This window comes from Syntrophotaleaceae bacterium (assembly GCA_041390365.1).
Lineage (GTDB): Bacteria > Desulfobacterota > Desulfuromonadia > Desulfuromonadales > Syntrophotaleaceae > JAWKQB01.
In genome coordinates this window covers 119,867-133,511 of sequence record JAWKQB010000002.1, presented here as the reverse complement: position 1 = coordinate 133,511, position 13,645 = coordinate 119,867, and the positions used below count along the sequence as shown (strand labels likewise).

General features: G+C 57.4%; 12 protein-coding genes, 1 tRNA gene and 1 other RNA gene. 6 read left to right on the top strand and 8 right to left on the bottom strand.

All coding sequences use genetic code 11. The features are described from left to right. Positions 1-7: 7 nt before the first annotated feature. The 7 genes from R2940_07940 to R2940_07910 all read right to left on the bottom strand — a co-directional run bounded on the left by R2940_07940 (position 8) and on the right by R2940_07910 (position 8,239). Complete coding sequence (locus R2940_07940) at positions 8-505, bottom strand: roadblock/LC7 domain-containing protein (GenBank protein MEZ4599704.1); 498 nt, start codon at positions 503-505, stop codon at positions 8-10. Positions 506-892: 387 nt separating this feature from the next. Then, positions 893-4,474 carry a pyruvate:ferredoxin (flavodoxin) oxidoreductase gene (gene nifJ, locus R2940_07935; protein MEZ4599703.1) on the bottom strand — a complete coding sequence of 1,194 codons (3,582 nt, stop codon included), beginning with the start codon at positions 4,472-4,474 and terminating at the stop codon, positions 893-895. Positions 4,475-4,829: 355 nt separating this feature from the next. Then, entirely contained in the window at positions 4,830-5,429 is a 600-nt protein-coding gene (gene recR, locus R2940_07930) for a recombination mediator RecR (GenBank protein ID MEZ4599702.1), read from the bottom strand. 180 nt (positions 5,430-5,609) lie between these two features. Next, complete coding sequence (locus tag R2940_07925; GenBank protein MEZ4599701.1) at positions 5,610-5,924, bottom strand: YbaB/EbfC family nucleoid-associated protein; 315 nt, start codon at positions 5,922-5,924, stop codon at positions 5,610-5,612. A 47-nt stretch (positions 5,925-5,971) separates the two neighbouring features. Next, positions 5,972-7,687, bottom strand: coding sequence for a DNA polymerase III subunit gamma/tau (dnaX, locus tag R2940_07920; GenBank protein ID MEZ4599700.1), 1,716 nt, complete (start codon positions 7,685-7,687; stop codon positions 5,972-5,974). A gap of 95 nt (positions 7,688-7,782) precedes the next feature. Further along, positions 7,783-7,862: signal recognition particle sRNA small type (gene ffs / locus R2940_07915), an RNA gene on the bottom strand. A 289-nt stretch (positions 7,863-8,151) separates the two neighbouring features. After that, a tRNA-Ser gene (locus R2940_07910) sits at positions 8,152-8,239 on the bottom strand. A gap of 260 nt (positions 8,240-8,499) precedes the next feature. Here R2940_07910 and R2940_07905 point away from each other — a divergent pair. From R2940_07905 to R2940_07880, 6 genes are all read left to right on the top strand, one after another. Continuing rightward, positions 8,500-8,973, top strand: a complete 474-nt coding sequence (locus tag R2940_07905) for a Fur family transcriptional regulator (protein MEZ4599699.1) — start codon at positions 8,500-8,502, stop codon at positions 8,971-8,973. Between the two features lie 179 nt (positions 8,974-9,152). Continuing rightward, the gene (locus R2940_07900; protein MEZ4599698.1) at positions 9,153-9,314 is read left to right on the top strand and encodes a rubredoxin; all 162 of its coding nucleotides are present in this window, start codon (positions 9,153-9,155) and stop codon (positions 9,312-9,314) included. Positions 9,315-9,595: 281 nt separating this feature from the next. Beyond that, positions 9,596-10,513, top strand: coding sequence for a quinolinate synthase NadA (gene nadA / locus R2940_07895; GenBank protein MEZ4599697.1), 918 nt, complete (start codon positions 9,596-9,598; stop codon positions 10,511-10,513). Positions 10,514-10,525: 12 nt separating this feature from the next. Next, positions 10,526-10,786 (top strand): DUF3343 domain-containing protein, encoded by a 261-nt coding sequence (locus tag R2940_07890; GenBank protein MEZ4599696.1) that lies wholly within the window; start codon positions 10,526-10,528, stop codon positions 10,784-10,786. Between the two features lie 6 nt (positions 10,787-10,792). Next, on the top strand, positions 10,793-12,571 hold the full coding sequence (locus R2940_07885; protein MEZ4599695.1) for a DUF4080 domain-containing protein: 1,779 nt from the start codon (positions 10,793-10,795) through the stop codon (positions 12,569-12,571). Between the two features lie 63 nt (positions 12,572-12,634). Beyond that, positions 12,635-13,387 carry an SDR family oxidoreductase gene (locus R2940_07880; GenBank protein MEZ4599694.1) on the top strand — a complete coding sequence of 251 codons (753 nt, stop codon included), beginning with the start codon at positions 12,635-12,637 and terminating at the stop codon, positions 13,385-13,387. Here R2940_07880 and R2940_07875 read toward each other — a convergent pair. Beyond that, the gene (locus R2940_07875) at positions 13,378-13,521 is read right to left on the bottom strand and encodes a hypothetical protein (GenBank protein MEZ4599693.1); all 144 of its coding nucleotides are present in this window, start codon (positions 13,519-13,521) and stop codon (positions 13,378-13,380) included. The two genes, R2940_07880 and R2940_07875, sit on opposite strands and share 10 nt — an antisense overlap. Between the last annotated feature and the right edge of the window lie 124 nt (positions 13,522-13,645).

The window sequence follows — 13,645 nt, the reverse complement described above, 5'->3', positions numbered from 1 at the left end:
TACCTCATCAGCGGAAAAGATTGTCTATGTCGTCGTCGGAGATCTCTGCGAAAGGACTCCTGGGACCGCCGCCTGCACCATTGCCGGCCGCCCTTTGCGACAAATCGTCAAAAACCTGTCCCAACTCATCGCTCGCCTTGCGCACCCTGAGACGAACAAGACCAAGGGAGCTGCGCTGATCGAAGATGACGACCAGGATCACGCGCCCGGCCACGATGGAAATATGGATATTGTCTTTTTCCCCCTCGTGGAAGAGGATTGAGAACTCCTTCTCCCCTATCAACTTGGCCAGGCCCCCTGTAGCAGCGATATTTCCCGCCGTCAAGGAGGCCAGACTCGTGGTGTCCAGGTGGTCCGTATCTCCAGTTGCAGCGATCAACTGCCCGTTGCGATCCACCAGAAAGACAGCTTTGGCATTAGACTCACGCAGCAACTTGTCACTGTGTGAGATAATCCGTTGATACTCCTCGTCATACATGACCAGAGAGGATTGCGAACCGAACATGCCTATGCTCCTGAAAAGGGTTTCCGCATCCCGATGACTTATAGCACTGACAATGTTGCCCGATCAAGGTTTTTCCCCCGGCAGACAAAGCCGGGTTTGTGCCGGAGGATACCGAAAAACCTGAAAGATACCAGGAATTAACAAATGGATGACTGTTTTGTCAAAAATTTGAAAAATGCAACCTTTCGGCTACCACCGCTCCGTTTGTCTCCCGCCACTCAATAGCGGGCGCTCATGCATAATTTCCCATGGAATCCTTGCCGGGACTTTCCCGCATCGGACTTCCAGGGAGGTAAAGCAAAAACCATTCCCTAATCGAAGGTTTTCCGCTTCTCATACAAAAAAGTCTCCCGACAGGAAACCCTGCCGGGAGACCGGTGTGCATGCTTATTTGCCGCCGCCGCAGTCCGGCGGCAAATCCGCCAGCTTGCGATAAAGATCGTATTTCCTCCGGGTTATGCGATTGGCCTCCTTCATCAAGGCTTCGGCTTCCTCCGGCTTGACCTTCTTCAACACACGGTAGCGGTTTTCGCCGTAGGCATATTCCTCGAAGGAGATGGTGGGTTCCTTACTGTCAATCTGCAAAGGATTCTTGCCTTCGGCGATTCGACGGGGGTCGTAGCGGAAAAGCGGCCAATGCCCGCTGTCCACTGCCCGCTTGCAGGTAGAGACCGCTTCGGCCATATTAATACCATGGGCGATACAATGGCTGTAAGCCAGGATGAGTGAGGGGCCGTCGTAGGACTCGGCTTCCAAAAAGGCCTTCACCACCTGGGCCGGATTGGACAGGGAAACCTGGGCGACATAGATGTTGCCGTAGGTCATGGAGATCATCGCCAGATCTTTTTTCGCCATGCGCTTGCCGCCGGCTGCGAACTGAGCGACAGCTCCGAGAGGGGTGGCCTTGCTGGCCTGGCCGCCGGTATTGGAATAGACCTCGGTGTCGAGGACCAGGGCATTGATATTGCGCCCGCTGGCCAGAACGTGATCCAGACCTCCGTAACCGATGTCATAAGCCCAGCCGTCTCCGCCGATCATCCAGACCGATTTTTCCACCAGGTAGTCGGCCAGTGACAGCAGCTGCTTGGCATCGGGACTGGAACAACCCTGGAGAATGTTCTTCAGCTTGCCGACCCTCTGCCGCTGGGCCTCTATGCCTTCCTGGGTCGACTGATCGCCGGCCTTGATTTCAGCCATCAGTTTTTTGGCTTCACCACAACCCTCTCCAGCACAACTGATCAATTTATCAACCAGTTCAAAGGCAAAGGTTTTGAATTTGTCGACGCAGAGACGAATCCCGTAGCTGAATTCTGCGGTGTCCTCGAACAGCGAATTGTTCCAGGAGGGGCCCAGGCCGTCCTGACGCGTGGTCCAGGGAGTGGTCGGCAGGTTGCCGCAATAGATGGACGAGCAGCCCGTAGCGTTGCCCATGACCAGCCGGTCCCCGAAAAGCTGGCTGAGCAGTTTGATAAAGGGCGTTTCCCCGCACCCGGCGCAGGCCCCGCTGAATTCAAACAGGGGCATCAGCAACTGACTGCCCTTGACGCTGTCCCGCTTGACCAGTTCAGGATCGATATCGGGCAGAGTCAGGAAAAAGTCCCAGTTCTCGGCTTCCTGCTCCCGCAGGGGAGGCTGAAACTCCATATTGATCGCTTTGTGCCCGGGATCTTCCTTGCTCTTGGCAGGGCAGTTGTACACGCAGGCGCCGCAGCCGGTACAATCCTCGGGAGCGACCTGCAGGGTGAACTTCAACTCCTCGAACCCCTTGCCCCGGGCATCGCAGGATTTGAAAGTCGCAGGTGCGCCGGCGAGTTTATCGGCGTCGTAGATTTTCATGCGGATCGTACTATGGGGACATACAAAGGAGCAGATGCCGCACTGGATGCAGAGCTCCTGGTCCCAGACGGGGATATTGACGGCGATATTGCGCTTCTCGTATTTAGCCGTCCCGGTCGGGAAAGTCCCGTCGGCGGGCATGGCCGAAACAGGCAGCGTGTCTCCAAGACCGGCAATAATCTTGGCGGTCACATTCCTGACGAATTCGGGCGCCTCGCCCTCCACCGCCTCCTTCATGCCGATACTGCTGTCGGCCTTTTCGGGCACCGCCACCTGGTGCACGTTGGCGAGGGCGGCATCCACCGCCTGGTTATTCATGGCGACGACCTTTTCACCCCGCTTCCCGTAGCTGTAGACAATGGCTTCCTTGATTTCGGCGACAGCCTTTTCAAGGGGGATAATGTTGGAAATGGCGAAGAAGGCTGTCTGCATGATGACGTTGATGCGATGCCCCAGGCCGATTTCGCTGCCGAGACGGATGCCGTCGATGACGAAAAACTTCAATTGTTTGTCGATGATGGCCTGCTGAACCTCCCGCGGCAGCCTTGCCCAGACTTCGTCCTTATCGTATGGGCTATTGAGGAGGAAGGTCGCGCCCTGCTTCGCCTTGCTCAGCATGTCGTACTTCTCCAGGAAGGAGAAGTTGTGGCAGGCGACGAAGTCGGCGGCATCGATCAGGTAGGGGGAGCGGATCTCCTTGCGTCCGAAACGCAGGTGGCTGACAGTGACCGTCCCGGCCTTTTTGGAATCGTAGACGAAATAGGCCTGTACCTTGTAGTCCGTGGTGTCGCCGATGATCTTGATCGAGTTCTTGTTGGCGCCGACTGTACCGTCGGATCCCAGGCCGAAGAACATGGCGGCATAACCTTCGCCGGGAACCTTGAAATTCGGGTCATAGGCAAGACTGGTCCCGGTCACGTCGTCGTTGATACCCAAAGTGAAATGATTTTTGGGCTTCGCCTGGCCGAGGTTGTCGAACACGGCCTTCACCAGGGAGGGGGTGAACTCCTTGGATCCGAGACCGTAGCGGCCGCCGACGATGGTCGGATAATCGGTCAGATCCGTCAGGCCGTCGCTCATGGCTTCGCCCACAGCGGTACGAACCGCCTGGTAAAGGGGCTCTCCCAGGGCGCCGGGCTCCTTGGTCCGATCGAGAACGGCGATCTTTTTAACCGTGGTCGGCAGGGCCTTGGCGAAAGCCTCCATCGGGAAGGGCAGGAAAAGCCGGATTTTGAGCAGGCCGATCTTCTCTCCCTGGCCGACCAGGTATTCCACCAGTTCGTGGGCGGTGTCTGTGCCGGAACCCATCATGACGATGACCCTTTCGGCATCGGGGGCTCCCACATAATCGACCAGCCGGTACTGGCGCCCGGTCAACTGGGCAAACTTGTCCATCTGCCCCTGTACGATGCCGGGAACGGCCAGATAGTAGCTGTTGACGGTTTCGCGACCCTGGAAATAGACGTCCGGGTTCTGGGAGGTGCCGCGCAGCTTGGGCCGCTCGGGAGAGAGTCCGCGCATCCGGTGAGCCTGAACCAGTTCGTCGTCGATCATGTGCCGCATGTCGTCGAAGCTCAGCTCCTCGACCTTCTGAATCTCATGGGACGTGCGGAAGCCATCGAAGAAATGCAGAAACGGAACCCGGGCATTGAGCGTCGAGGCCTGGGCGATCAGGGCAAAGTCCATGACTTCCTGGACGTTATTGGAGGCGAGAAACGCCCATCCGGTGGAGCGGCAGGACATCACGTCGGAATGATCGCCGAAAATGGACAGGGCCTGGCAGGCCAGGGCCCGCGCGGACACGTGAAAGACCGTCGGCGTCAGCTCTCCGGCAATCTTGAACATGCTGGGAATCATCAACAGCAGGCCCTGGGAAGCGGTAAAGGTGGTGGTCAGGGCCCCGGCCTGCAGAGCTCCGTGAACAGCGCCGGCGGCACCGCCTTCGGACTGCATCTCAACGACGTCGGGCACCGTGCCCCAGATGTTTTTCTCGCCGGCAGCGCTCTTGAGGTCGGAAATTTCGCCCATATTGGACGAGGGGGTAATGGGATAAATGGCAATGACCTCGTTGGTGGCATGAGCGACATGGGCCGCGGCGGTATTCCCGTCGATGCTAACCATTTTTCGCGACATGAAATGAATCCTCCTGTTTCTGCATTTATTATGTTGTTTTTACTAACTATTGTTTTCTGGGATTCAAACTAGCGGTTGACTTCTCCCTGCGGGCCGACGCCCGGTATGGCTACTTTTTCACTTGAAACCTCTGTTCTGTCCGGGACGGCAATCGCTAAGGCTGTCGCCCTTGCGTTTTCAGGGAGCCTTCGTTCTCCCTCTTCTTCCAGAGATCAACGGTTTTCCAAAAACCGGCCGGCTCGAAACTGTCCGACAAAAACCGCCCGTGTCATTGCTCTCAGCAGGAGATAAGTTCCACCATTAGGTCGGCTCGACAGTCTCCTGAGAAAAAAAGGCCGCAAACCGGTGCGGGCGCTCAGATTTCTCTTCGCCCCTCAACCGCCCGATTCACGGTGGCTTCATCGATATATTCGAGGTCGCTGCCCAACGGAATCCCGTAGGCCAGCCTTGTGGTCCGGATGCCCCGTGATCCGACAAGCTTCGCCAGGTAATAGGCCGTGGCCTCACCTTCAACGCTGAAGTTGGTTGCCAGCAGCACTTCCGTCACCGTACCGTTCTCCAGTCGGGACAGCAATTCCTCAATCTTCAGATCATCCGGCCCGATCCCGTCGAGAGGTGACAGCGCACCATGCAGCACATGGTACCGCCCCCTGAAGGAGCGGCTTCGCTCGATGGCCAGCAGATCCTGCGGCTCCTGGACGACGCATATGATCCGGTCGTCCCGGTTTGGGTCGGTACACAGCGGGCAGGGATCGGTTTCCGTAAAATGAAAGCAGATCGAGCAGAACCGGATGCGCGCTTTCAGCTCTTTGATTGCACCGGCCAGAGCCTCGGCTTCCGATTGCGGCTGGCGTAGAATGAACATGGCCAGCCGGGTAGCGGTTTTCCGCCCGATCCCCGGAAACTTGGCCAATTCAGCAACAAGTCGACTGAATGAAGGTGATAAATCTATCATGGGTGCTCAGGAAATTTCAACCATTTCCAAATGGTGTTCTACTTATTTTTGAAGAAAAAAAATTTTGCACCCTTCCTGAAACGGCTCGGGTGCAAAATACTCTTTTCCCGCGGATGTTTTTCACTTTCGGCCTGTTTGATCAGAGCAAACGTGCCGGCGGTTGGCCTGCCCTGAACAATATCAGAAAAGGCCGGGGATGTTCATTCCGCCCGTGATCTTGGCCATTTCTTCCTGCATCATCTCCTGGCTTTTCTTGACCGCCTGGTTGACCGCGGCCAGAATCAGATCCTGAAGCATTTCGATATCTTCGGGGTCCACCACACTCGGTTCGATCTTCAGCGAAAGCAGCTGCTGCTGACCGTTTACCGTGGCGGTCACCATGCCTCCCCCGGCAGAGGCCTCGACCTGGCGGTTCTGCAGCTCCTGCTGCATCCGCTCCATCTTCTGCTGCATGATCTGAGCTTGCTTCATGATGTTTCCAAGACCTTTTGCCATATTTTATCCTCCTACGGCGGCGAACACCGTTTGCCTGGGTTTTAAACTCATTCTCCTGCCTGCGAATCCGGATCCAGCGGTCTGATTTCAACGATCTCGCCGCCGAAAATTTCTCCAGCCGCCCGCACCATTGGATGGGACCGAGCCTCCTCTTCCAGCTTCTGACGACGAGCGGTTACACGGGACTGCCGCTCTTCGATCAGGGAGCGGGGAATGGACCCTTCCTGATCGCCGTTCACGGCAACGATCTTCAGGACCATCGGCTGATTGCAGAATTCCTTCGCCAATCCCTGCAAAACAGCCAGGGTTTCAGGATCCTTCATCTGCTCCAGATGAAAGGAACCGGCGGAAAAACCGATCTCCAGCTCCGGAGGTTCAAATCGGATCAGCCGGCCATGCTCGAGCATGGTTCCAATCCGGGGCCTGGCCTGCCGCACCTGCCTGACCAGCTCCTCCCATTGGCGGCGACCTCCTCCGCGCTTATCACCCTCGGAAGTTTCCGGTTGAATTTCGGAAACCGGCTCAGAACTTTTTTTTTTCGCCTCCGCCGGATCTTCCCGATCAGAAGGCATCCGCTCGGGAACAGTTGCCGATGACGGCAAAGAGTTTCCGGCTTGGCCCAGACGGCGCTCGAGATCCTCGATTTTACGCAGCAGGACCGACACGTCTTTGGCCGGCGGCAGATACGTCAATCGTACCAGAATCATCTCCAGCGTGAGCCGGGGAAATGAGGACACCGCCAGATCGGCTTCCGCCCGCATCAAAACGGTCATTATCCGCTGCAGGTCCTCTGCGCAGCAGCCCTCCGCCAGTCCCTGCAGCAGGCCAAGTTCGTCGGGAGTTACATCCAGCAGCTCTTCAGGTTGATCCAGCACCTTGAGCAACACCAGGGAGCGGAAAATGTCCACCAGTTCCTGACAGAACTGACGAAAGGAATGTCCGAGATCATCGACCCGGCGCACGGCATCGAGAACCCTCCGGCTGTCCCGGGCGAGGGTCCCCTCCACGGTATCGAAAAGCAACCGCCGATCAACCAGACCCAGCAGACCCTGGACCGCTTCATCCGTCACCTGACCTCCGCAGAAGGCGATGACCTGATCGAAGGTGGAGAGCGCATCGCGCATACTGCCTTCGCCCCTCCGGGCAACCAGTGACAGGGACCGGTCGGAAATGGCGATGTTTTCAGCAGTGGCGATTTCCCGCAGGCGCAGAGCCACGGAAGCCAGGGGGATCTTGCGGAAATCGAAGCGCTGGCAGCGGGACAGAATCGTGACCGGAATCTTGTGCGGCTCGGTGGTGGCGAAAATGAATTTGGCGTGCTCGGGCGGCTCTTCCAGGGTCTTCAACAGGGCGTTGAAGGCATTAATGGAAAGCATGTGAACTTCATCGATGATGAAGATCTTGAAACGGGAGCGCGAAGGCAGATAGCGGATGTTCTCACGCAGCTCGCGGATATCGTCGACACCGGTATTGGAGGCACCGTCGATCTCGAAAACATCCAGCCCCTGACCGGCGGCGATTTCTTGACAGGAGACGCAGCGGTTGCAGGGTTGCGGAGAGAGTCCTTCTTCGCAGTTGAGAGCTTTGGCAAAAATCCGAGCGGCCGAGGTCTTGCCGACCCCTCGCGCACCGGTGAAAAGAAAGGCGTGGTGAATGCGCCCGGAGTTCATCGCGTTGGTCAGCGTCTGGCTGACATGTTCCTGCCCAACCAGATCGCCGAAGCTCTGGGGCCGATACTTTCTAGCCAGAACCAGATACGACATCGATCTCGAAAAACTCCGCGATTGGCGAAAATGAGCGGTTCAGGGTCGGCGGGACATGCACTATTGCCGACACAAGTGACAGCCAGGCACCCCCGCCCGCGGCACACGGCTGACGCCGCTACCGCTGCTCCCTCCCGGGCCTGACGGGGTTTACGGCCGTCCGTTGCGCGGGACCCGGCTGTCACTTCTATCGGCAATCGACACCGGTCTGCGGCAATAAAAAGGGCGGAGTGGGAAGACATCAAGTCAGCGCTCGCTCCGCTTCGAATCCCTCCGGGACCCGTGCTGTTTAATTTAACTGGCGGAGAGGGAGGGATTCGCCTACTCTGTCGCCGACATCACGTCGGCTCCGGCGCAGGCCCCCCTCCGCTCGCTGACGCGGGCATCCCTGCCCGCTTTTCTGACATTCAGTCAGCGCTCGCTCCGCTTCGAATCCCTCCGGGACCCGTGCTGTTTAATTTAACTGGCGGAGAGGGAGGGATTCGAACCCTCGGTACCTTGCGGTACACACGATTTCCAGTCGTGCACCTTCGGCCTCTCGGTCACCTCTCCGCAGGTTGGGCAGAATACACCAAAGCCCTTTAGGTGTAAAGCGGTTTTTCGAAGTGGTTTTCAACCCGGAAAACTTGAAGGTTTTGTATCCGGGGCCCAATGGTTTTATTCTTTATAATTTTAGTGTATGATTTTAGGGTATAATGAGATATAGTTGTAACTGAGTTAGTCAAATTTTACCCTGGAAGTTTAGTGTCATTATGAAAAAATATTTCTCGTCTCTGTTGACAGATGATACCGCTTGCAATAAAGTACCAAACATGAGCGAACGAGCCAACTTTACCACCGAAGATTTCATCCTTCGCAAAGAGCTGGAATTTGACGAAGCCTGCAGGCGCCACGGCCTCAGCCAAACATCTCAAAGGCGTGCCGTATTGGCTGCTTTGTCTCGGCGAAAGGACCACCCCACGGCCGATCAGCTCTACGAGGAACTGCATATGGAGCTTAAGGGCCTTTCCCGAACAACCGTCTACCGGGTTCTTGACGCGCTGGTTGGCATAGGCCTTGTGCGCAGGGTTACGAGTCTTGAGGCCAAAGCCCGCTTCGATGCCGATACAAGCCGACATCATCATCTCATCTGTATCAACTGCGGATCGGTCAGTGACATCCACGACCCGGCCCTCAACATGCTCGCACTCCGCCCCGATCAGTCGGGAGATTTTCGCTTTCTCGACTATACGATCACTTTTACGGGGATTTGTTCTGACTGTCAGCAGGAATCCGAATCCGCCTGATGAATGCGGCTGGCACGGACAAGAGCGAACAAACCCCTGCTTCTGACCAGCCCCTTGTGATCTCGCGCGCATCGTTTTGAAAAATTTGAAGAATCGGTTACTATTAGAGGGTCGTATCCTCCGGATCTAATCCGGAATCGTTTTCTTTCGCCTTTCTGATTGAAAAAAGGAGGAATCCCATGGACAAGTATGTTTGTTTGATTTGCGGCTATGTTTACGATCCCGAACAAGGGGACCCGGAAAACGGTGTCGAGCCCGGCACCACCTTTGAAGACTTGCCGGAGGATTGGGTCTGCCCCATCTGCAGTGCTCCCAAGGATGATTTTGAAAAACAGGATTAACGGCTCATGGTCTACAGCCGCTGCGACCGGCCGGTCGGCGCGGCGGCTGGACCCACCCGCCCTCTTTTCTTCCCGGTTTTTTCCTCAAGATCCTTGACGATTAACGCTCACTCTTTCGGCGCCGCCTTTTGCCCATGCTGTCTGCCTGTTCGAGAGAACCGAAGGGGAAATTTATACTTGACAGTTTTTGTCGGAAATTGAAAGAATCAGTGAAATGGTTCACATGCCCGGCTGGTGCTTCCCTTCGGGAATCGTCAAAAATCTAAGAGGAACTTATTCAAATGAATCAGGAAAGCTTGAAACAGGAAATCCGCCGCTTGGCCAGTGAGCGCAACGCCTTGATTCTCGCTCACAATTATCAGAGGGACGAGATTCAGGAGATTGCCGACATCACCGGCGACTCCCTTGGTCTTTCCATGGAAGCCGCACGGACCGACAAGGACGTGATCGTCTTCTGCGGCGTGCATTTCATGGCGGAAAGCGCCGCCATCCTGGCGCCGGACAAAACGGTGCTGCTGCCCCGTCTCGATGCCGGGTGCCCGATGGCCGACATGATTACCGCCGAAGGCCTGCGGCAGATGAAGTTGGACCATCCGGCCGCCAGTGTGGTGACATACGTCAACAGCACCGCGGCTACCAAGGCGGAAACGGATATCTGCTGCACCAGCGCCAATGCCGTGCGGGTGGTAGGCTCCCTCGATTCACGGGAAATCATCTTTGCGCCGGATCGCAATCTCGGCAGCTATGTGGCTTCCTTTCTGCCGGATAAAACCTTCCACCTCTGGCAGGGGTTCTGCCCTACACATGAGAATCTCGAGGCCGACGAAGTCCGCCGGATCAAGGCGGAACATCCCGGAGCCCCCTTTGTCGCCCATCCTGAATGCAACCCGGAGGTGCTGGAACTGGCCGACCACATCTGCTCCACCAGCGGCATGTACGATTACGTGCGGACGCATTCAGCGAAAAAGATCATCATCGGCACCGAGATGGGAATTCTTTACCGTATGCGCAAGGAGAGTCCGGAAAAGGAATTCATTTTGGCCAGCCCCCGGTTGATCTGCCCCAACATGAAACTGATCTCCCTGGAGGATCTGAGGGACAGCCTCGCATCCATGGGCCCGGTCGTCACCGTCCCCACCGATATCCGGGAGCGGGCCAAAGTGGCCCTGGACCGCATGCTGGCGGTACCGAGGGACTGAGGCTCAGCGGTCATGGTCAACGAAGGGGAATTTGTCGCCCTGTTCCATTCCATCCACCGGGTCCTCAAGGCTGAAAAACTCCTCAAGCAGGAATCCTTGAAATTCCTGCTGATTCCCGCGCCTCGGGAACTGAGTTCCGCCTGCGGCCTGGCGATCCGCTTCGATGCGGAGAACAGGCCGCAGATCGAGGCGATCCTGGAACGGGAGAGTCTCCTTCCCGGAGAAATCTTCATCAAAACATCCGATGGCTACCGTCTTGTCAATCAAGCTTGAGCAACAATGAATCTCTGCCTCGTCAGCATTCATATCCAGCGATCGAACAAGGCGGTGGCCCTGGGCAACGCCATGCTCGCCTCGTCCCTGAAACGGCGATTTGGCAACCAGATCCGGGTCGACCTGCTCGATCTTTATCTTGACGATCCTGCCGGGGATTGCGTGGACAGGATTCTGCAACTGCAGCCCGAATGGGTCGGTCTGTCCCTGGCCGTCTGGAACCGGGGCATGGGGCTTGAAATCGCCGAAAAGCTGAAAACGCTGCGTCCGGAACTTGTGATCCTGGCAGGAGGCCCGGAAGCTACGGCCGACCGCCGGCAGCTTTCCGGCCTCCCTTGCATCGACCTGGTCTTCGCTGGCGAGGGTGAGGACCTTTTGGCCGAGGCTGTGGCCCGCTTTCTCGACGGGGCCGCGATCCCCTCCCTCCAGGAAGACCAGCCGCCGGCATCGATCAAAGACCTGTCGCTGCTACCCTCGCCCTGGCTGGACGGCACCCTGAAGCCCGCTGAACTCGACGGTCTTGTCTGGGAACTCAGCCGCGGTTGCCCTTTCAAATGCGATTTCTGTTTCGAGTCCCTGGGGACTGAAGGGATCCGCCGCTTCCCCCGGGAACGCCTGCAGAACGAACTGGCCCTGTTCGCCGCCTCCGGGGTCCGGCAGATTTTCGTCCTCGACCCGACCTTCAACTATCAGCAGGACGAAGCGAAACAGATTCTCCGCTTGATGACCGAAACGGCACCGGGGATTCAGTTCAACATCGAAATTCGCAGTGAGTTTATCGACCGCGAAATGGCGGAGATGTTCGCCGGGCTGAACTGCTCCCTGCAAATCGGACTTCAGAGCGCCGATCCGGCGGTGCTGGCTAGGATCAACCGCACTTTCAACCCCAAGGACTTCCAGCGCAAGATGCTGCTTCTGCACGAGGCCGGTGCAACCTACGGCTTCGACCTGATCTACGGGCTTCCGGGCGACTCGCTGTCCGGTTTTCTGGCCAGCCTCGATTTCGCCCTGAGCATGGCTCCAAACCATCTCGATATTTTCCCTTTGTCCGTTCTGCCCAGCACTCGTCTCGCGGAAACCGCCTCCGGCTTCGGCCTCGTTTACAAGCGCCAGCCCCCTTACCGGGTCCTGTCGACGCCGACCTTCGGTGCGGAGGACCTGGCAAGGGCGGCCGGGATCGCCGAGGCCTGCACCCTGTTCTACAGCCGAGGGGCAGCGGTCCCCTGGTTCGGCCTGCTGCTGGAAAACCTCGCCTGGAGTCCCGGGGTCTTCTTTTCCCGCCTGTCCGACTGGCTGCAGGCAAAGCAGGTCGACAGAACCGGTGTTTTACGGTTGCAGCAGGACTTCCTGCGCGACCTCTTCGAAGAACTGGAACACCCGGACCGAGGACGCATTGCCGTGGACATCGCCACCTGGTTCGGCTGTCAGGCCTCCCTTGCCGATCCCTCCTTGCCTTGTGAAAGCGAGGAGCCGAAAGCGGGGTATAATTGTCTCAATCCGCTCGCCCGGTTCGCCCGGTTCCGCACCGATCCCGGGGAACTGCGGAACCACCTGCATGGCGGAATCAGCGATTTCGAGGAACTCGCCTTCTTTATGGAGGAAGATCCCTGCGAGGCTGTGCTCTATCTGCACGAGGGAGAAGTCGACTGCTTCCGTTTGACCGAGGAGCAGGCCCGTTTTCTTAAAACCTTGCCGAAAAAAATGGAAGAGACATCGCCCTCGGAAGAACTGGCTGATTTTCTGCTGGAAGCCGAAACCAGGGGGATCGTACGAACGGGCGAATAGTTTCTTCTGCTTCAGTCCCTTGTATCCCCTTGGTCCTACATGATCCCAGGCGGAGGAAACCCCATGTCATTTCAGAACCAGGGCATTCTCATCACCGGCGGCGCCCGGGGAATCGGTTTGGCCGTTGCCCGCGCTTTTCTGGAAAAGGGCGCCAGGGTGGCGCTGATCGACTGCGATCGCGAGGCCGGAGAGGCCGCTAAACAGTTTCTTGCCGCCGGCGATCAGGCTCTGTTCATCCCGGCCGACATCTCCCGGGAGCAGGAGGTGAAGAAGGCTGTGGAGGAAACCCTTCTCCGTTTCGGCCGGGTCGACGTACTGGTCAACAACGCCGGCATCATGATCCGCAAACCCCTTGTGGAGCTGAATTTCGACGAATGGCAGCAGGTCCTCGGCACAAATCTGACCGGAGCCCTGCTCTGCACCCGAGAGTGCCTGGGAGAACTGCGCAAGAACCGTGGATCGGTGATCAATATCGCTTCAACTCGCGCCTTGATGTCCGAGCCCGACACCGAGAGCTACGCCGCCAGCAAAGGGGGCCTCGTCGCCCTCACCCATGCCCTGGCCGTCAGCCTCGGTCCCGATGTGCGGGTCAACTGCATCAGCCCGGGATGGATCGACGTCAGCGCCTGGCGCAGAAACGGCCGACAAGAAGACCTTTCCCCCGCCGATCACAGCCAGCACCCGGCCGGACGGGTCGGCAAGCCCGAAGACGTCGCCAGCCTGGTTCTCTTCCTGGCCGACCCGAGCAATGGCTTCCTCACCGGTCAGAACATCATTCTCGACGGCGGCATGACAAGGAAGATGATTTATGTTTGATGGTTGTTCGAAGGCGTGAGGGGTGAGGGGTGAGGGGTAAAGGCGCCGCTGAACCCTGCTGCCGTCGTTGCCCTCCCTTCGTTGTCGTTGTCGTAATCGTTATCGTAATCGTTTTCCTTGTCCTTGTCCTCCATCCCCCGCAGTTCTTTGCTCGTGCCTTATACATAAGTCGCCATACGTCTTTTCCAATTACGATTACGACAACGACAACCGTTCCGCTAACGCTCCACTGACAACGAGCAGAGACCCTTCGCCCTT